The sequence below is a fragment of the Bradyrhizobium sp. genome, assembly GCF_049519115.1.
Lineage (GTDB): Bacteria > Pseudomonadota > Alphaproteobacteria > Rhizobiales > Xanthobacteraceae > Bradyrhizobium.
Genome location: NZ_JBEKRB010000018.1, coordinates 44,476 through 63,467, shown reverse-complemented (window position 1 = coordinate 63,467; position 18,992 = coordinate 44,476). Strand labels below are relative to the sequence as shown.

20 protein-coding genes are annotated in these 18,992 nt (G+C 60.6%); 9 read left to right on the top strand and 11 right to left on the bottom strand.

Annotated elements, in window-relative coordinates; genetic code table 11:
* Positions 1–126 precede the first annotated feature (126 nt).
* The 6 genes from ABSE61_RS16055 to ABSE61_RS16030 form a co-directional block, all read right to left on the bottom strand.
* Positions 127–1,086, bottom strand: coding sequence for a catechol 2,3-dioxygenase (locus ABSE61_RS16055; protein ID WP_423872110.1), 960 nt, complete (start codon positions 1,084–1,086; stop codon positions 127–129).
* A 1-nt stretch (position 1,087) separates the two neighbouring features.
* On the bottom strand, positions 1,088–1,939 hold the full coding sequence (locus ABSE61_RS16050) for a substrate-binding domain-containing protein (protein ID WP_423872109.1): 852 nt from the start codon (positions 1,937–1,939) through the stop codon (positions 1,088–1,090).
* Positions 1,940–1,946: 7 nt separating this feature from the next.
* Positions 1,947–2,639: a 4-carboxy-4-hydroxy-2-oxoadipate aldolase/oxaloacetate decarboxylase gene (locus ABSE61_RS16045; RefSeq protein ID WP_423872108.1), complete on the bottom strand. Its 693-nt coding sequence runs from the start codon at positions 2,637–2,639 to the stop codon at positions 1,947–1,949.
* Entirely contained in the window at positions 2,636–3,352 is a 717-nt protein-coding gene (locus tag ABSE61_RS16040) for a PIG-L deacetylase family protein (RefSeq protein WP_423872107.1), read from the bottom strand. Before ABSE61_RS16040 ends, ABSE61_RS16045 begins: the two co-directional genes overlap by 4 nt.
* Before the next feature lie 64 nt (positions 3,353–3,416).
* A complete protein-coding gene (locus tag ABSE61_RS16035; protein ID WP_423872106.1) occupies positions 3,417–3,926 on the bottom strand; it encodes a hypothetical protein in 510 nt (169 codons plus the stop codon).
* A gap of 42 nt (positions 3,927–3,968) precedes the next feature.
* Complete coding sequence (locus ABSE61_RS16030; protein WP_423872105.1) at positions 3,969–4,706, bottom strand: TetR/AcrR family transcriptional regulator; 738 nt, start codon at positions 4,704–4,706, stop codon at positions 3,969–3,971.
* A gap of 380 nt (positions 4,707–5,086) precedes the next feature.
* Here ABSE61_RS16030 and ABSE61_RS16025 point away from each other — a divergent pair, with 380 nt between their 5' ends.
* Entirely contained in the window at positions 5,087–6,838 is a 1,752-nt protein-coding gene (locus ABSE61_RS16025; RefSeq protein ID WP_423872104.1) for an ATP-binding protein, read from the top strand.
* Between the two features lie 93 nt (positions 6,839–6,931).
* Complete coding sequence (locus tag ABSE61_RS16020) at positions 6,932–7,525, top strand: peroxidase-related enzyme (protein ID WP_423872103.1); 594 nt, start codon at positions 6,932–6,934, stop codon at positions 7,523–7,525.
* Here ABSE61_RS16020 and ABSE61_RS16015 read toward each other — a convergent pair.
* Positions 7,522–8,145 (bottom strand): ParB-like protein, encoded by a 624-nt coding sequence (locus ABSE61_RS16015; RefSeq protein ID WP_423872102.1) that lies wholly within the window; start codon positions 8,143–8,145, stop codon positions 7,522–7,524. The genes ABSE61_RS16020 and ABSE61_RS16015 overlap by 4 nt on opposite strands.
* 68 nt (positions 8,146–8,213) lie before the next feature.
* On the opposite strand from ABSE61_RS16015, the gene ABSE61_RS16010 reads away from it, so the two are divergent.
* The 7 genes from ABSE61_RS16010 to ABSE61_RS15980 all read left to right on the top strand — a co-directional run bounded on the left by ABSE61_RS16010 (position 8,214) and on the right by ABSE61_RS15980 (position 14,041).
* Entirely contained in the window at positions 8,214–9,098 is an 885-nt protein-coding gene (locus ABSE61_RS16010; RefSeq protein ID WP_423872101.1) for an ion channel, read from the top strand.
* 91 nt (positions 9,099–9,189) lie between these two features.
* The gene (locus tag ABSE61_RS16005) at positions 9,190–9,534 is read left to right on the top strand and encodes a hypothetical protein (RefSeq protein WP_423872100.1); all 345 of its coding nucleotides are present in this window, start codon (positions 9,190–9,192) and stop codon (positions 9,532–9,534) included.
* 235 nt (positions 9,535–9,769) lie between these two features.
* On the top strand, positions 9,770–10,057 hold the full coding sequence (locus tag ABSE61_RS16000; RefSeq protein WP_298113629.1) for an acyl carrier protein: 288 nt from the start codon (positions 9,770–9,772) through the stop codon (positions 10,055–10,057).
* Positions 10,058–10,071: 14 nt separating this feature from the next.
* Positions 10,072–10,542 carry a 3-hydroxyacyl-ACP dehydratase FabZ family protein gene (locus ABSE61_RS15995; protein WP_423872099.1) on the top strand — a complete coding sequence of 157 codons (471 nt, stop codon included), beginning with the start codon at positions 10,072–10,074 and terminating at the stop codon, positions 10,540–10,542.
* Complete coding sequence (locus ABSE61_RS15990; protein ID WP_423872098.1) at positions 10,539–11,732, top strand: beta-ketoacyl-ACP synthase; 1,194 nt, start codon at positions 10,539–10,541, stop codon at positions 11,730–11,732. Before ABSE61_RS15995 ends, ABSE61_RS15990 begins: the two co-directional genes overlap by 4 nt.
* Before the next feature lie 15 nt (positions 11,733–11,747).
* Positions 11,748–13,028 carry a beta-ketoacyl-ACP synthase gene (locus tag ABSE61_RS15985; protein WP_423872097.1) on the top strand — a complete coding sequence of 427 codons (1,281 nt, stop codon included), beginning with the start codon at positions 11,748–11,750 and terminating at the stop codon, positions 13,026–13,028.
* An 80-nt stretch (positions 13,029–13,108) separates the two neighbouring features.
* Positions 13,109–14,041, top strand: a complete 933-nt coding sequence (locus tag ABSE61_RS15980) for a lipid A biosynthesis lauroyl acyltransferase (protein WP_423872096.1) — start codon at positions 13,109–13,111, stop codon at positions 14,039–14,041.
* A 115-nt stretch (positions 14,042–14,156) separates the two neighbouring features.
* Here ABSE61_RS15980 and ABSE61_RS15975 read toward each other — a convergent pair whose 3' ends face one another.
* The 4 genes from ABSE61_RS15975 to ABSE61_RS15960 form a co-directional block, all read right to left on the bottom strand.
* Entirely contained in the window at positions 14,157–15,269 is a 1,113-nt protein-coding gene (locus ABSE61_RS15975) for a polyamine ABC transporter substrate-binding protein (protein WP_423872095.1), read from the bottom strand.
* 11 nt (positions 15,270–15,280) lie between these two features.
* Positions 15,281–16,444, bottom strand: coding sequence for an aminotransferase (locus tag ABSE61_RS15970; protein ID WP_423872094.1), 1,164 nt, complete (start codon positions 16,442–16,444; stop codon positions 15,281–15,283).
* Positions 16,445–16,452: 8 nt separating this feature from the next.
* Complete coding sequence (locus tag ABSE61_RS15965; RefSeq protein WP_423872093.1) at positions 16,453–16,788, bottom strand: rhodanese-like domain-containing protein; 336 nt, start codon at positions 16,786–16,788, stop codon at positions 16,453–16,455.
* Between the two features lie 102 nt (positions 16,789–16,890).
* On the bottom strand, positions 16,891–18,816 hold the full coding sequence (locus ABSE61_RS15960; RefSeq protein ID WP_423872092.1) for a potassium transporter Kup: 1,926 nt from the start codon (positions 18,814–18,816) through the stop codon (positions 16,891–16,893).
* Between the last annotated feature and the right edge of the window lie 176 nt (positions 18,817–18,992).

The window sequence follows — 18,992 nt, the reverse complement described above, 5'->3', positions numbered from 1 at the left end:
TTGGTACTGGCCAGACCAAGCGTCTGGATCGCGCGGACGATAGCAGGAGACAAATCTTCCGGGAAGCCAGCCAGAGGCTGCGCCTATCGTGTGACGCAGCCTCTCAGGTCAACACGGTGTGAACGATCAATGACCCTCCACCGGAGGCGTGCCGTGGGTATGGAAGGACTCGATCGTTTTCAACCCCCACGCCTGTCCTTTCTTGCGCTCTTCCTCGGTCCAGACAATCGGCTTCCAGTCCGGCGCCAAAATCAGCCGCGCCCCGGCGTTGGCAACCTCGACCCGGTTGCCGCCCGGTTCATAGACATAGAGGAAAAAAGTCTGCTGGATGGCGTGCTTGTGCGGGCCGGTCTCGATGTAGACCCCGTTCTCCAGGAAAATATCCGCGGCACGCAGGATGTCTTCGCGGCTGTCGAGCGCGTAGGTGAGATGGTGGAAACGGCCGCGCGTGCCGGAATGATCCCGTGAATAGGCAAAGTCGTAGCTCTTGTTCGTGACCGTCATCCACATCGCCGCTTCCGTGCCGTCGTTGAGCACGATCTGCTCGGTCAGCCGGCAGCCCAGATAGGTCTCGAAGAAGATCCGGTTGGCCTTGATATCGACCGCGAGGCAATTGAGGTGATCGAGCCGGCGAACGTTGACGCCGCGCGCCGGGAAACGCTGTGCCTGGTTCTTCAGGGCCGGCTTCAATTCGGCCGGCGGCTGGTACCACTCGGTCTCGTAATAGAGTTCGACGATGTGGCCATCCGGATCGCGGCAACGAAACGCCGGGCCATGGCCGAGATCGCCGTCGGTCCAGCCGATATCGAAGCCCGATCCCTTCAGCGCCGCGACCCGGCGCTGCAGCGCCTGCGGGCTCCGCGCCCGCAGCGCCATATGCTCCATGCCTGAGGTTTTGGAAGCCGTCAGCTTGAGCGAATAACGCTCGTAATCGTCCCAGCCGCGCAAGTAGACAGATTCACCCTGGCGGCCGCTGATGGTCATGCCCATCACATCGACGAAGAATTTCAGGCTCTCGTCCGGTTTCGGGGTCAGCAATTCGAGGTGGCCGAGGTGGGCCAGATCGAAGATCGGCTCGGGCTGCATCTCAGTGAACCTCTCCAATAAGCGGGCGCGTCACATTGTCGAACAACTCATCGACCGCAAACCGCCGCGCAATCAGGCCCTGCTCTGCCGTATATCCGGTGATGCATTCCAGCGAACGCCGCATCTCGGCGGCTCGAAAGCGCGATTTATCCGCGGTGACCGCTTCCGACAACATGCGGTGGACTTCGCGGACGACATCAGGATGGCGGTCGGACAATTCTTGGGCGACGACCACCATGTGATTGATCGGCTTGACGGCATGTTTGGCAAACCAGCGCGCCTCTTCCGCCTTCACGTCAGCAAACAACGGCTTGAGGTCGGGATGTTCGACCTTCTCGCCGAGGATCGCATCGAGTTCGCCGTCGAGAAGCATCTGGACGATCTGTTTCCCCGCAGGCGCCCGCCTCGTCGTATCGACGAATTCGAAGACATGGGCATCCTCGAAGGTGATCCAGTCGATCGCATTGAGATCGACGCCGTAATCATTGGCGAGAATGCCCCGCAGCCAGGCGCCGGTCGTGGTGGTAAAGGAACGGATGCCGACGCGCTTGCCAGCAAGATCGGCCGGCGTCAGGACACCGCGTTTGGCGTTGTAAAAAGCATAGCCGTGCTGAAACCGCGCCATCACGACATCCGGCAATAGCACCATCGGCTTGTTAAAGTTCTTCGCCATCAGATAGGTGACGATCGCCATCTCGGAGACGTCAAACGCGCCCTCGCGGACCATCGGCTTGAAGCCTTTGTTGGTCGGCGTGTAGTCAACGAAATCGAACCCGACCAGATCGGACCTGATCGAACCGTTTTTCAACGCCGCCGTGCATGCGTGGTCACCGAGCAACGTGCGCAGCCGCATCGCCATCTCACTCGGCCTCCGGCTCATCGACATAGACGAGCCCGGCCTTGGCCAGCGGCTCACGCATCTTGTACATGTCGAGCCCGAGTACGCCGGAGGCGAGCTGCCTGCGCTTGCCCTCCTCGTCCGCCTGGCGTTTCTCGCCCTTGATCGCGACCTCAGCAGCATCCTTTTTCCGGACCACCACCACGCCGTCATCGTCGGCCACGATCGCGTCGCCCGGATGGACATCCATCCCGGCGCAGACCACGGGAACGTTGACCGCGCCCAGCGTCGCCTTCACGGTGCCTTTGGCGGAGATTGCCTTCGACCACACCGGAAAGCCCATTTCTTTTAGCGATTTCACGTCGCGGCAACCGGCATCGATGATGAGGCCGACCACGCCGCGCGCCATCAGTGAAGTCGCGAGCAGATCGCCGAACATGCCGTCGGTATTGTCGGTGGTGCAGCCCACGACCAGCATGTCGCCGGGACGGCATTGCTCGACCGCGACATGAAGCATCCAGTTGTCGCCGGGCTGCGCCAGCACCGTGACTGCTGTACCGGCCGCTTCGCCGCCCGCCCACACGGGCCGCATATACGGCTTCATCAGCCCGAACCGGCCATAGGCCTCGTGCACGGTGGAGGTGCCGAGTGCGCCCAGCCGTTTGACGACGTCGGCGTCAGCGCGCGCGATATTTCGGACAACAACGGTCTTCATACCAATTCCTCCAACGCCATCGGGAATAGCCGCTGATAGGCCTCGCCATAAGTCATGGCCTTGCCGGAATTGCGGCCGCCCTGCATGCCCCGCTGCAACGCGACGCGCTCGTAATAGGCCCAGAGATGTTTTTGCGCGGCAAGAATTTCGAACGTCTTGCGCTTGATGTCCCAGACCTCGTCGATGTTGAGGATCACCTGCGGCTTGAAGTTGCACATCTCCGGCTGGTGCGGTTCAAACAGGAACACCGGCGGCGCGGCGTAACTATAGTCGGCCTGCGGCTTGTGACCCATGGCCTGGGCGACGATGCGCGCCTCCTGGGCATAGGCGGTCGCTGCCGGGTGGTCGACATTGTAGGGATCTTCCAGCGAGTGCGTCAGCACGAAACTCGGATTGAGTTCGCGGTAGATATCGATCAGCCGCTCCATATGCGCGTCCGTCAGCCGTAACGGATAATCGCCGGCATCAAAAAATTCGATTTCGGCGCCAAGCGAGGCTGCGGCGCGCTCGGCCTCGTCCTTGCGGGCCGCCTTGACCTTTTCAAGCGTCATGCCCGGCTGCTTCCAGGCAAATTGGGATTCCCCGCGTTCGCCGAACGCAAGACAAACGATCTTGACGCGGTAGCCTCTCTTGGCGTGAAGCGCGATAGCGCCGCCTGCCCGCCAGACAAAATCGCCGGGATGGGCTGATACCACCAAACCTGTTTTTGCCATTCTTGTTTCCTCCGGTGTGCCGACCAAGCCCGTTGGCGCAGCCTGTTGCCTGGCGTCGCGTTACTCAACCATTCGCCGCCAGCCGATGCTTCACGATCAAGGCCAGCGGTACCGCATAGAAAAGGTGAGACACGAAGCCGCCGATGATCACGTTGGGATCAAGGTAATTCGGGTGGTTCGACGAGACCAGCGCGATCGCGACATGCATCACGATCCAGACGATGGCGGCGAAGAACATCGCGACAAGCGTTGCCTCATAGCCCCGGTGCGCAAAGGTGGGCCACACCCACGCAAAGACCAAACCCCAGGCGAATACGAAAAAGAAATGGATGCCGGTGCCGACTACATAGGCCACCGCTCCGAGCGAATCCTGCACATCCTTGCCGAACACGAGCCCGGTCGCGTTGCGCGGGATACCTGCCAACGGCATCAGATGCTGCACACCGACCCAGACAATCGCTTCATAAATCCAGATGACGACACCACCGACCAAGCCTCCCAGAAGCCCCGCACGGATCGTCTCGCCAAATTCCACATGACTTGCAGTTACCGACGCGGTCGTCGACGTCGCCATAGCCATCCTCCCCGTTTTTGCATCGTATCGAAATCGTTGTGGTTAGCGGCGCCCGGCAGGCACCTTCAGGTTTTGGAGCGGCGGCGTAGACCGCCGCGGCGCTGGCGTTCGCTCGTCAAGGGCGGGTGCCTGCAGCGAGGCGACGGTTGCCCTGACCAGTTGCTCGATGGCATTGGCGGCGTCGGCGCCATCAGCCTCGCCCCGCGACAGCCGCGACACACGCTCAGGCGTCACCAGCGTGTAGTAAAGCGCGCCCAGCAAAAAATGGCTGCGCCAGACGATCTCGTTGCGCGGAATCTGCGGCAGGCTTTCAACAATCGCATCGATGAAAGCATGGCTCGTGTCGTCAAAGGTCTGCGCGATGATCTTGCCGGCCACCGCATTGCCTTCTGCCGACATCACCGCGCGCAATCGGGTAAAGCGCGCGCCCCCGCCGGCGAGATCGCTGCCCGAGGAGAAGGCAGGCAGCACATAGGCACGCACGATCGCCTCTAGCCGGTCGTTGAGATCGCGCACGCGCTGGGCCGCCGCCAACAATTCCGACCGCCTCAAGTTCATTGGCCCGCAGTGCCGGCGGTAGATTTCGAGAAGCAGGCCGTCCTTGGTCTTGAAGTGGTAGGTCACGCTGCCGGGATTGGCACCGGCCGCCTGCGCGATGTCGCGCACCGAAACCGCGTTGAACCCGTTGGTCGAAAACAAATCCTCGGCGGCGCACAGAATGGCTTCGCGCAGGTTTGCCTTGCGCGGCGTTGCATCATCGCTGTCGGCTGGACGGACCATTTTGATTTGTACAAATGTACAAATCATTCGGTCAAGTCAACGAATATCTGCCGACCAGCCGTCCGTTTCACGGATACCTCGCCTGCCCCCCTTGCGGCCGAGATCCTGTAAGTCGGTTGGCCAGTTCGCGATCTTCTCTGCGACACATGATGATCTGGTTAATCAAGTATGAATTCGGTGCCGGGGCACAGCTGATGGCCCCCCGTGGATTCCCTTTTTCGCCCAGGGAATATGCACCGAACGAAGCCGCAAGGGGCCAAAACGCCCGTTCACGGGGAACCGCCGCTCCTTTGACCGGCGCGGCTTAACAGTTTGTCCAGCGACAGACCTCATAGTAACGCCCAGAATGCGTAATTCGTGACAAATCGGGTTCAGCCATCGTGACATCGTTTGGACGCGTGATTTTAGTGCGCGGCTCGCTCGCGCGGGTCGGCCTGATGGCAACCGGCAACAAAATGGGCCTGTCCGAAGTGCGGGCGACCGTCGGCCGTTTTGTCAGCATCCGTTGCGGCACTTCCGTCATCGTTGCCATGATCACCGAAGTGTCGTGCGAAGACCTGCCGAGATCCGACAATTTCATCGCCAGCGCTTCGGTCGATTTGCTCGGCGAAATTCTCGGGACTTCGGACCGCCAGAAATTCCAGCGCGGCGTCACCAACTACCCGACCATCGGCGATGCGGTTGAACTGATCAACAGCCAGGAACTGCGCACGATCTACGCGCCGAGCGGGTCGGATCAAATCAATATCGGAACGCTGCAGCAGGATTCCTCGGTTATCGCCTATGTCGACATCGAGGAAATGCTGTCCAAGCATTTCGCGGTTCTCGGATCGACCGGCGTCGGCAAATCCACCGGCGTGTCGTTGCTCCTGAACGAGATTCTCAAATCCCGGCCGAACTTGCGGATCTTCCTGCTCGACGTTCACAACGAGTATGGCCGCTGCTTCGGCGACCGGGCGCTGGTGCTCAATCCCCGCAACCTGAAGCTTCCGTTCTGGCTGTTCAATTTCGAAGAGATCGTCGACGTGCTGTTCGCCGGCCGCCCCGGCGTGCCCGAAGAGCTCGACATTCTCGCCGAAGTGATTCCGGTCGCGAAGGCCCTTTATACCCAGTACCAGAACGCCGACCGGATGGGGCTGAAACGCAGCGATCCCAAGTCGGCCGGCTATACGCTCGATACGCCCGTCCCTTACCGGCTGGTCGATCTGATCTCGCTGATCGACGAACGCATGGGCAAACTCGAGAACCGCTCATCGCGCATCATCTATCACAAGCTGATCTCGCGCATCGAGACCGTCCGTAACGATCCGCGCTATGCCTTCATGTTCGACAACGCCAATGTCGGCGGCGACACCATGGCCGAAGTGATCAGCCATCTGTTCCGCCTGCCGGCCAACGGCCGGCCGATGACCGTGATGCAGCTCGCGGGCTTTCCCGCCGAAGTCATCGACTCGGTGGTGTCGGTGCTGTGCCGGATGGCGTTCGATTTCGGCCTCTGGAGCGACGGCGTGTCGCCGCTGTTGTTTGTCTGCGAAGAAGCGCATCGCTACGCCTCGGCCGACCGCAATGTCGGCTTTGGCCCGACCCGCAAGGCGGTGTCGCGGATCGCCAAGGAAGGCCGCAAATACGGCGTGTATCTCGGACTTGTCACGCAACGTCCCGCCGAACTCGATGCCACCATCATTTCCCAGTGCAACACGCTGTTCACGATGCGCCTGGCCAACGAACGCGACCAGGCGCTGTTGCGCTCGGCGGTCTCGGACGCCGCGGCAAACCTGTTGTCCTTCGTTCCCTCGCTCGGAACGCGCGAAGTGCTGGCGTTCGGCGAAGGCGTGGCGCTGCCGACCCGCTTGCGCTTCAAGGAAGTGCCGGTTCATCAGCTGCCACGGGGCGAGGCCACCATATCGACAGTGCCGTCGGCCACGTCCGGTCACGACATGCACTTTGTCGGTGCGGTGCTGGAGCGCTGGCGCGGCGCGACGTCGAACCGCGATGCCACTACTCCGAATGATCCGACGTTCAACGACCGCACCATCTCGCGGACGGTAGGGCCCGTCGAAGCGCCGATGCTGCAACCCTCGCTTGGCCTTGATCCCGACCGCTTCTCACTTCTGAAGAAGCCGCTGCGCTGAAAATCCGTCTCGGTGTCCAGGGCCGTTATCGGCTTTGCGCGGGCGCGACCGAAAGACTATGGTCGGCTCCTCCACTGAAGCGGAAGCCTCGCCATGACGCAGCCGACACCCTCACGATTCCCCGTTCCCGCCATCGAAACCCTGCCGGAGGACATCCGCAGCCGCCTGCTGGCGGTGCAGGAGAAATCGGGTTTCATTCCGAACGTCTTTTTGACGTTCGCCTTTCGACCGGTCGAATTTCGCGCGTTCTTTGCCTATCACGATGCCCTGATGGAAAAAGACAGCGGCCTGACCAAGGCCGAGCGCGAAATGATCGTGGTGGCAACGTCCAGCGCCAATCAATGCCAATATTGCGTGATCGCGCATGGCGCGATTTTGCGAATTCGGGCCAAGAATCCGCACATCGCCGATCAGATTGCCGTCAACTATCGAAAGGCGGATATCACGCCGCGCCAACACGCCATGCTCGACTTCGCCATGATGGTGAGCCGGGACGCGCACCTGGTTTCAGAAGCCGATTTCACCGAACTGGCCGCCCACGGCTTCAGTCAGGACGATATCTGGGACATCGCTGCGATCTCGGCATTCTTCGCGCTGTCGAACCGGATGGCCAATGTCAGTGCGATGCGGCCCAACGACGACTTTTATCTGATGGGGCGACTACCGAAGGCATCGACCGGCAGCTAACCGTCGGAGGCCGGTCCGCACCAGCCAGGCAAATAGACCGCGTCCTGGCTTTTTGCCAGCACCAGGCTCTTTTCGATCGCCTTTTCAAAGTTTTCATCGACGGCCTTGCTCGACATTTTCCGGCGCAGGAAATCGGCCCATAAAAATTCGCTGAATGGCGTGGTGTCCTTGGCAAAACCGCCGACGCGCCGCAATTCGCCGGCAAGGCTGCGGAAGGGATCGTCTTTCAGTTCGGTGATCGACTTCGGCAAATCCTTGAAGAGCCGGCGCTCGCCCTTGGCATCGTAGGGATAGACCCACCGCTTGTTGTCCATCACGCCCCAGAAGGCGTCCTTCTCGACCATGCTGAGATCGCCAATTACGGTGACGAGGATATCCGTGATGCCTTCCTCATGGAGCGCACGCGCCAGATGGTGATGATCGACTACATAGAATCGCTTGTCTGGCCCTTTGACGACCGGGATCATGTGCTTGCCGAGCGCTTCCGCCTGCTTCTTCTTTTTTTGCTCGCGCCAGCGCTTGCGCTTTTCCTTTACCTCCCTCATTCCGACCGTCATCTGGGTCGGACGAAGCGAAAGAATCGGGATCGGCTTAATGAGCGGTTCACGCACGTTCGACATGACTGGACATCCCCCTGCCGGATTGTGAAATATGCCGTTTTGTTCACTCGATTATGGCATGGGGAGAGATGCTGGAAAAGCTGAAGGAGCGGCTGTCGAAGTCGCGCGTCGTCCGGTTTGGCGATCGCGAAATCATCACCGAAGGGCTCGATCTCAGTTTTTGGGCCGATATCAGTCATCGCTCGATGACGGCTTCGTGGCCGTCGTTCATCGCAGGCGCAGTGCTTGTCTTTGTCGTCTTCAACGCGGGCTTCGGTCTGCTTTACTGGATCGGCGATCAGCCGATCTCCAACGTAGCGCGCAATGATTACCTCGACTATCTCTACTTCAGCATCGAAACGCTTTCGACCGCCGGTTACGGCGACATGCATCCGCAAACCCACTACGGCCATTTCATCGCCACGGTCGAGCTGTTCACGGGGATCTTTTCGATGTCACTGATGACCGGGCTGATCTTTTCCCGGTTTTCCCGGCCCCGCGCCCGGCTTCTATTCGTCAACAATCCAGTGATTGCAATGCAGGACGGAGAGCAGACGCTGATGGTTCGCGTTGCCAACGAGCGCCACAACGTCATCGGCAATGCGACCGCGCGGCTGTGGGTCCTCAAGAATACGATCAGCAAGGAGGGCCAGCCCATCCGGCGCTTTAGCGAACTTTCGCTGCTGAAGAACGAGCACCCGGCGCTGGCATTGAGCTGGACGCTTTATCACACGCTCGACGAAACAAGCCTGCTCCACGATCTCGATGCCGACGGTATGAAGGCCGTCGGCATAGCGCTCGCGGTCGTGGTGTCCGGATATGACGTTGTTGCGGCGCAAACCATCCACGCCCGCAAAACTTACGATCATACCGACATCCGTTTTGGTCAGCGCTATGCCGATATTCTTGAAAACCTCGACGATGGCCGGATTCGAATCGACTATGGCAAGTTCCACGACACCGTGGCCGAGTGAATTTTTCCCCCCTACTTTGGTATTTTTATTTTTATTTCGGGACGCAACGCGGGCGTGCTAAAGGGGGTCAGTTGCCCCGGAGCTGGCATCCGTGAAACCCCAGCGACCCATCGCATCGGCCCCGCCAGAAGACGAGCACCGCGTGCTCCAATTCCGGCCGCGCGCGGGGTCGCCCCTTGCGCAGCGCGGCAATGACCCTCCGTTCGTCCATCGGCTCGAAGTCGCCAACGATCTGTCACGCTACGAGCGGGAACGCGAAGACGCCACCGACTATCGACAGCGAATGCTGGCGAATGTGGCCGCTTTCGCCTTTACGGTTGCGCTGCTCGCGATCGGCATTTGGCTGACCATGAGCATTGCCCAGCTTCGGCGAACCCAGGATTGTGTCCTGATGGGACGTCACGATTGCGTCCAGATCGTCGTGCCACATAATTAGCCCTGTCTGGACTGACGAAACGTCCGTCCAGTCAGCAATACGAGCAAAACGGTGTTTTGGCCTTGGGCTGGGCCTTGGCGCTGGCCACTCCAGGCCTGCCTCTCTCCATTGAACTCGGGGCGGCGCTCCGATATACGGGCTTTCGACGTCGGGTGGTGGATGGGCCCACCTTTGGCCCTGCGGCCATCACCATCATCTTCGTGTGATTTACCCTCAATATATCAAAGGCTTAGTGATGTCTTCTACATTCGATCAGGTGGCAACGATTATCGCTGAAACCTGCGACATACCGCGTGACACGATCACGCCGGAAAGCCACGCGATCGACGATCTGGGGATCGACAGTCTCGATTTCCTCGACATCGCCTTTGCAATCGACAAGGCGTTCGGAATCAAGCTACCGCTGGAAAAGTGGACCCAGGAAGTCAACGACGGCAAGGCGACCACCGAGCAGTACTTCGTCCTCAAGAATCTGAGCGCCCGAATCGACGAATTGGTCGCGGCCAAGAGCGCCAGCGCCTAGCGCGGCGCACGACGATGCAACTCGAATACTTTCAAATGATCGATCGCATCGTCGACCTCAAGGTCGACGACAAGAAGATTGTCGTCGAAGCGCAGGTTCCAAAGGAAAGCACGATCTTCGAGGGACACTTTCCCGGCTATCCGTTGATGCCGGGCGTGTTGCTGATCGAGACCATGGCGCAGGCGTCCGGCTGGCTTCTGCTCGGTCTGCTCAAATTCGAACGCATGCCGATTCTTGCCGCGGTGAAGGAAGCCAAGGTGCGCGGCTCGGTTTTTCCGGAAGATCTCATCAGCATCGAGGCCAGTCTCGCCCATGAAGGCTCGGGTTACGCCATGACCGAAGCAAAGATCCGGGTCGGCGGCAAACTACGCGCAAACTCGACGCTGACCTTCACGCTGATCCCCTTCCCCAATGCGGATATGCGTGGGCACATGGAAGCGATGGCCAAGCGCATCGGATTTCCGCATCAGGCCATCATCCCATGACTCAAACGAAGCCTTCGACTGAAGTCTGGATCACCGGCATAGGTCTTGCGACTTCGCTCGGCGAGGGTCTCGACGCCCATTGGGACGCGCTCAATGCGCAACGCATCAATGTCGACGAGAAGGGCTTTGCGCCCTGCATCGTGCACCCTTTGGCTCAGCTCAACCTCGACGCCCAGATTCCAAAGAAAGGCGATCAACGCCAGATGGAAGCCTGGCAGCGGATCGGCACTTACGCGGCGGGACTGGCGTTGGAGTCGGCCGGCGTCAAGGGCAACGCCGAAATCCTGGCGCGCATGGACATGGTTGTCGCCGCCGGCGGCGGCGAGCGCGATCTGGCGGTCGATTCGAATATCCTGAACCTGGAAGCGAAGGGCAATTCGGCCCCCGGCTTTCTCAACGAACGGCTGATGAGCGATCTGCGCCCGACGCTTTTCCTCGCGCAGCTCTCCAATCTTCTGGCCGGAAATATCGCGATCGTGCACGGCGTCACCGGCTCCTCCCGTACCTTCATGGGGGAGGAAGCGGCCGGCGTTGATGCCGCAAGGATTACGCTCGCCCGCATCGCCGCCGGCCAAAGCGACATCGCATTGATCGGCGGCTCCCAGAACGGCGAACGCAAGGATTTGCTGGTTCTCTACGAATTTGGCGACTTCAATCTCAAGGACAAGTTTGCGTCCGTTTGGGAGCGCGGCGAACAGGGCGGCTTCGCGCTGGGATCGGGCGGCGCGTTCCTGGTCATCGAGTCGAGAGCCCACGCAGAAGCGCGCGGCGCCAAGCCGTTTGCACGCCTTGCCAACGTCGTCGCTGACATGTCGCGCCGCAAACACCCGGGCGACGTGACGGCCACGCTGGAGAAGCTGTGGGCCAAGCTCGGCAAGGTCGGCGACAAGGCCGCGATCATCACCGGCGCGACCGGCGTGGAGCCGGTCACTTCCGAAGAACACGCCTTCCTGAAGTCGCATGGAGTTCCGGTGCGTGCGAGCGGAACGATGTTCGGCCACACGATGGAATCTCAGTTTCCACTGGGATTGGCGCTGGCAGCCTTATCATTGTCGCGCGGCGCCTTGTTTCCGCCCGGTGGCAATTCGCCTGTCGAGGTTGAAATGTCGGGAAGCCCGTCCCAGATTGTGGTGATAGGGACAGGTCACTGGCGCGGCGAAGGCATGGCGCTGGTCGAAGCGATCAAGTGAATTCACGAGGGAAACATGGCAGCCACGCACGATAAATTCGGCAGGCCGATCGTGGTCGTCACTGGCATGGGCGTTGTCACCTCGCTCGGCGCGGGGAAAACCGACAACTGGAAAAAGCTCACGGCGGGCGAGTCCGGCATTCGCACCATCACCCGTTTTCCGACCGACGGACTTAAGACGACGATGGCCGGAACGATCGATTTTATCCCGGTCGAGCCGTTTTCATCCACCGATCTCTCGGAACGGCTCGGCGAACTGGCCACCGAAGAAGCGATCGCCCAGTCCGGCATTGGCACCAAGGGCGATTTTCCCGGGCCGTTGTTCCTCGCGGTCGCACCTGTCGAGGTCGAGTGGCCGCAACGCCAGGAACTCGGACGGGCGATCGGCTCCGCGACCGAGATCGACTATGACGCCATGCTGCGGGTCAGCGGCGGCGGCCGTTACACCGACTATCACCGGCGATTTTTGTTCGGCTCGGTCGCCGACCATTTGGCCGAGGCATTCGGCACCAAGGGCTCACCGATCTCGCTGTCCACGGCTTGCGCTTCGGGCGCCACCGCCATCCAGCTCGGCGTCGAGGCGATCCGGCGTGGTGAGGCCGATGCCACGCTTTGTGTCGCGACCGACGGCTCGGTCAATCCGGAGGCCCTGGTACGCTTTTCCCTGCTCTCGGCGCTCTCGACCCACAACGATCCGCCGCATGCCGCCGTCCGGCCGTTTTCGAAGAACCGCGACGGCTTCGTGATGGCTGAAGGCGCCGGCGCCCTGGTCCTGGAGAGCCTTGAGGCCGCCATCGCACGCGGCGCGACCATCCTCGGCATCGTGGCCGGCTGCGGCGAATTGGCCGACTCCTTCCATCGCACCCGCTCAAGTCCCGACGGCAAGCCGATCATCGGATGCGTTCGCAACGCCTTGGCCGATGCTGGGATTGCTTCCGAGAAGATCGACTACATCAACGCGCACGGCACCGGAACGCCCGAGAACGACAAGATGGAATATCTCGGCATATCGACGGTGTTCGGCGAGCGCACCAAGCAAATCCCGGTGTCGTCGAACAAGTCGATGGTCGGGCATACGCTGTCGGCGGCCGGCGCGGTCGAAGCCGTGTTCTCGCTTCTGACGCTGGAGCATCAGAGAATTCCGCCGACCATCAACTACGACATTCCGGACCCCGCGATTCCCTTCGATGTCGTTCCCAACAAAGCCCGCGATGCGCGCGTCAGCACTGTGATGTCGAACTCTTTCGGCTTTGGTGGTCAGAACGCCTCGCTGATTCTGACACGTGAACCGGCTTAGCCCGAGCTTAGCCTGAACCGCTTTCGTCCAGCACTGGACGCTACGGCCGGCAGCTTCCGGTCTGATCATCGTTGACCCCAATGCACCCTCTGCTGCTTCGCGCCAAAGCTCGAATTCGCGACGCGATCAGGTTGATCGTCGATGGCATGGTCGGAGCCACGACCATCGTCCTGCTGCGTACCGCGCGCTATTTCGATCCGATCAAGACCGCCAACTTTCTCGGCCGCGTCACCCGCCTGATCGGCCCCTTCACCCGCGAGCAGCGGATCGGCCGCGCCAATCTGACGGCGGCCTTCCCGGAAAAATCGCCGGAAGAGATCGAGACCATTTTGACCGGCGTCTGGGACAATCTCGGGCGGTTGGGAGCCGAGTTTGCCCATCTCGATCATATCTGGGAGCACGACCCGGCTTTTCCGGAAAAGAGCCGAATCGAAATCGGGCCGCGTACACATGAGCTGTTCGCCCAGCTTCGCCTGTCAGGTAAACCCGCGCTGATTTTCGCAGCCCATCTTGGCAACTGGGAATTACCGGCGGTGGCCGCGGTCGCACATGGGCTGGACGCCGCGATCCTGTTTCGGCGGCCAAACAGCGCCTCCGCCAATCGCATCATCGAAGAATTGCGCGCGGTGAAAATGGGAACGCTTATTCCCGCCGGCCGCGACGCGCCGTTAAAAATGGCGGAAGCGCTGCGCAGAGGCCAGCATGTTGCGATGCTGGTGGACCAGTATTTCACCAATGGCGTGGAAGTAACGTTCTTCGGCCGAAAGACCAAGGCCAACCCGACGCTGGCGCGTCTGTTGCGCCAAATCGACTGTCCGATCCACGGCACGCGCATCATCCGCCTGCCCAATGATCGCTTCCGCGCCGAACTTTCGGAGGAGATTGCGCCGGTACGCGATGCGTCGGGGCAAATCGACGTACCGCAGACCATGCAGGCCATCACTTCGGTGATCGAGGGATGGATTCGCGAATATCCGGATCAATGGCTGTGGCTGCACCGCCGCTGGCGGTAGCACAAAGTAGGCATTCCGGGATGGTCCGCAGGACCAGACCCGGAATCTCGCGATTCTCCTTTCGTGCAATTGCACATCGTAGTTCAATGCTGCGCATTGCCTCGGAATGACAAGTCTAACGGCCCGTCTTCACCTTGGTCCAGAGACGGTTGATGATGCGCTGTGTCGCCGGATCGCGCGCGGTGATCACAAAGAGCTTCGCCAGCATCGCATCGTCCGGATAGATGTTCTTGTCGCCGAGAATTTTCGGATCGAGCAGTTTTTGGCTGGCGAGATTTCCGTTCGCGTAAGACAGAAAGTTCGAATTCCTTGCGGCAACGTCGGGTCGGTAGAGGAAGTTGATCAACTCGTAGGCTTCGTTGACGTTCTTGGCGTCGGCGGGAATCGAAAGATTATCGAAGAACATTTGCGCGCCCTCTTTCGGGATCGCATAACCGACCGAAACTCCGTTCTTGGCTTCCGCCGCCCGGCTTCGGGCTTGCAAGATGTCGCCCGACCAGCCGACCACCAGACAGATTTCGCCAGTCGCGAGCGCACTCAGATATTCCGACGAATGAAACTTGCGAACATAGGGACGGATTTTTCCGACGAGATCGGCGGCCTTGTCCAAATCGGCCTGCTTCGTCGAATTCGGATCGAGCCCGAGATAGCTGAGCGCGGCAGGGAAAATATCGTCCGGCGAGTCCAGCATGTGGACGCCGCAATCCTTGAACCTCGAAAGGTTCTCCGGCTTGAAGATGATGTCCCAGCTATCTATCACAGCGCCGGGGCCGAGGATGGTCTCGACCATTTTGACGTTATAGCCAATACCGGTGGTGCCCCACATGTAATTGGCGGCGTATTGGTTGTCCGGATCGTAAGTCGACAGCCGCGCGGTCACGACGCCCCACGCATTGGCAAGGTTCGGTAGTTTCGACTTGTCGAGCTTCTGAAAGACGCTGGCCTTGATCTGGCGTTGCAGGAAATAGGCCGTCGGCACCACCACGTCATAGCCGGACTTGCCGGCCAGAAGCCGCGTTTCCAGCGTCTCATTGGCATCGAAGGTGTCGTAGACGACCTTGATGCCGGTCTCGTGGGTGAAGTCCTCCAGCACGCCCGGCGCCATATAGCTTGACCAATTGTAGAAATTGACCGTGCGGTCCGCAGCTTTTGCGCATGCCGGTAAAACCAGGAGCGCAACCACCATCGTCAACCGGATTTGGGACACGACGCGCAAATGAGACGGCATCGCTGTCTCCGCTATCGCCGATGCACCGCGTCGGACAATCGCTCCAGCGCGGTATCGAGCGTTGCGTCCCGCTTGGCAAAACAGAAGCGCACCACCGTCGTCACGGGGTCTTGTTCGTAGAAGGCCGACACCGGAATCGCCGCAACCTTGTAGTCGGTGACGATGCGCTTGCAGAACGCCTCATCAGTTTCGTTCAAACCCAGCGGCGACAGATCCACGGTGAGGAAGTATGTTCCCTGCGAGGGCAGCACCGGAAAGCCGAGGCTTTCCAACCCGCTGGTCAGCCGGTCGCGGCTACGCGCGAGATCCTTGCGCATCTGGTGAAAATACTCGTCCGGCTTGCCGAGACCGTAAGCGACCGCGACCTGTAGGTTCGGCGCGGTGGTGAAGGTGAGGAACTGGTGCACCTTGGCGGCGACGCGCAGCAGCGGCGGCGCGGCGCAGACGAAGCCGATCTTCCAGCCCGTCAGCGAAAATATCTTGCCCGCGGAGCCGACCTTGATCGTGCGATCGCGCATACCGGGAATGGTGATCAGCGGGATATGCGCCCGCTCGTCGAAGATCACGTGCTCCCAGACCTCGTCGCAGATCGCGACCGTGTCGAATTCCTGACAGAAGCGCGCCAGCAATTCGAGGTCTTCGCGCGGATAGACGACCGCCGCCGGGTTGAGCGGATTATTGAACAGAACCGCCTTGGTCTTGTGGGTGAAGACGCCGCGCAGCGCCTCCTCGCTCAACCGCCAATGCGGCGGTTCAAGCCGAACCAGACGCGCAATGCCACCGGCCTGGCGAATGATCGGCAGATAGGAATCATAGACCGGCTGGAAGACGACCACCTCGTCGCCGGGCTCGACCACCGCCAGGATGGCCGAGGTCAACGCCTCGGTGCCGCCTGACGTCACCATCACCTCGGTCATCGGATCGAGCTCGAGGTCGTGCCAGCGCCGATAATGGGCCGAGATCGCCTGCCGCAACTCCGGAATACCCATCATCGAGGGGTATTGGTTGTTGCCGTTCATGACAGCGTCAGCCGCCGCTTTTCGGATGTCCTCCGGACCGGGATCGTCCGGAAAGCCCTGACCGAGATTGATGGCGTTGTTGTCGCGGGCAAGCTGCGACATCGCCTCGAAGACGGTGACCGGCAGATCGCCAAAAACCTTGTTCAGGGAAATCATGGGAACGATCAGCCGCCCGAATTAGTCGGCAAACCTGCGCCCTTCCAGGCCAGCATCCCGCCCGCGAGATGCTTGTCGTAAGGAAGCCCGGCAGCCTGTGCCGCCAGCGACGCGGTCACCGATCGTTTGCCGGACCTGCAGGCAAACACCACCTGTTTGCCCTTCGGGTCGGGAATGACTTGCGGATCGAAGCTCGACAGCGGCACCACGACCGCGCCGGGATAGGCATCGAACGCTACTTCATTGGGCTCACGCACGTCGACCAGGAGATAGCGCCCCTCGGCCATGCCGCGCGATACGTCTTCGGCCGCCAAATCGTGAACCTGATGCCCTTGCTCCGTCACCCACTTCCTCCACTCGAACGCCTGCTACTCGGTCGTCAAATCCACCACATTAGCAAAAGGAAAATCAAGCACCCGGCAACACAAATTGCCGACGCCCCCGGCTCAAATGGTGACCTGCGTTCCCACTTCGACCACGCGACCGCTCGGAATCTGGAAGTAATCGGTCGCATCGTTGGCGGTGCGGCTCAGCGCGATGAAGAGATGATCCTGCCAGCGCGGCATTCCGGAATGCGCGGCGGGTTTGAGCGCGCGGCGGGACAGGAAGAAGGACGTCGACATGATGTCGAATTGCCAGCCGAGTTTACGCGCAATCGCCAGCGCCTTCGGCACATTCGGCGACTCCATGAAGCCGAACCGCAGCGTGACCTTGGTAAAGGTATTGCTCACCTGCTCCAGTCTGACGCGTTCCGATGGATCGACGCGCGGGGTTGGCGCGGCCTCGATGGTGAGAATGACGTTCTTCTCGTGCAGCACTTTGTAGTGTTTTAAACTATGCATCAGCGCGGTCGGCGCGCTGACAGGGTCGCTGGTGAGGAAAACGGCGGTGCCGGGAACGCGCTGCGGCGGCCGTTTCTCCAGCATCGCCACCAGGTCGGCCAGCGGGAATTCAAGCTTGCGAGATTTCTCGAACAACAGCCTGCTGCCGCGACGCCACGTATACATCAGCAGCATGACGATCGAGCCGAGCGCCAGCGGAACCCAGCCGCCTTCCAGCACCTTGAGAAGATTTGCGGCAAGGAACGTCAAATCGAGAAACAGAAACGGTGCAATCAGCGCGGCGGCGGCGATCGGCGACCACTTCCATACCTTCCACACCACGACGAATCCCATCATGCCGGTGACCACCATGGTGCCGGTCACCGAGATGCCGTAGGCCGAAGCAAGCGCGCTCGACGAGCGGAACATGACGACCAGCAGCACCACCGCGATAAAAAGCAGCATGTTGATGCGCGGAATGTAGATCTGTCCAAACTGCGATTCAGACGTGTGCCTGATTTCAAATCTCGGCAACAGCCCGAGTTGGATCGCCTGTTGCGTCAACGAATAGGCGCCGGTGATCACCGCCTGGCTTGCGATTACGGTGGCAATGGTGGCGAGCGCGACCATCGGGATCAACGCCCAATCCGGGAACATCAGGAAGAACGGATTTTCGATCGCCTTGGGATCGGCGATGACCAGCGCGCCCTGTCCCAGATAATTCAGCGCCAGCGACGGCAATACGATGGAAAGCCATGCCGTCTGGATCGGCCGCTTGCCGAAATGACCGAGATCGGCGTAGAGCGCTTCCGCCCCGGTAACCGCCAGAAACACCGCGCCCAGCGTCACAAAACCAATCAGGCCGTGATGAAGCATGAAGGAGACCGCCAGCACGGGATTGAGCGCCAGAAACACTTCCGGATGCTTCATCACCGGAATGATCGCCCCGATCGCGATAACGGCGAACCAGACGCACATGATCGGTCCGAAAAAGGCCGCGACATGGGCAGTGCCGCGCGACTGCGCGGCAAACAGCACCAGGAGGATCAGGACGGTGAGCGGCACCACGTATGGATCGAACGCCGACGTCACGAGCTTGATGCCTTCGATCGCCGACAGCACCGACAATGCCGGGGTGATCACCGCGTCACCGTAAAATAGAGCACCACTGATAATGCCGAGCAGGACGATGGTGGACGCGCCACGGCTGACCGCGCGCTGCGCGAGCGCCATCAAGGCCAGCGTACCGCCTTCGCCGTGGTTGTCGGCGCGAAGCAGGATGACGACATATTTCATCGTCACGACGACGATCAGGGCCCACAGGATCAGGGACACAACGCCGAGCACCGCCGCAGGATCGACAGTGCCCGAGGGCCCGCTGGCGGCAACCACCGCTTCGCGCAATGCATAAAGCGGGCTGGTGCCGATATCCCCGTAAACGACGCCGATGCTGCCGATCAGCAGGGCCTTCAGGCCGGCCGTTGAATGGACCTCGCCACGCCCGTTGGCCGCCGTCGTTTCCGGGGCGGGAGCTACAACATCACTGGTCATTAGGGTGGGAGCCTCAAACTGCTTCACTGCAATTGCTTCACCGCGCAATCGCAAAGCGAGGCGGCTTATAGCCCTGCGCTCGAAGCAGAGCCTAGCCTGATTTTAGACCCACGGCATGCAAATTTTGCAGTTGCCGGATCGGCCCGTTTAAGCGCGGATTCCGGTATCATGGTAGT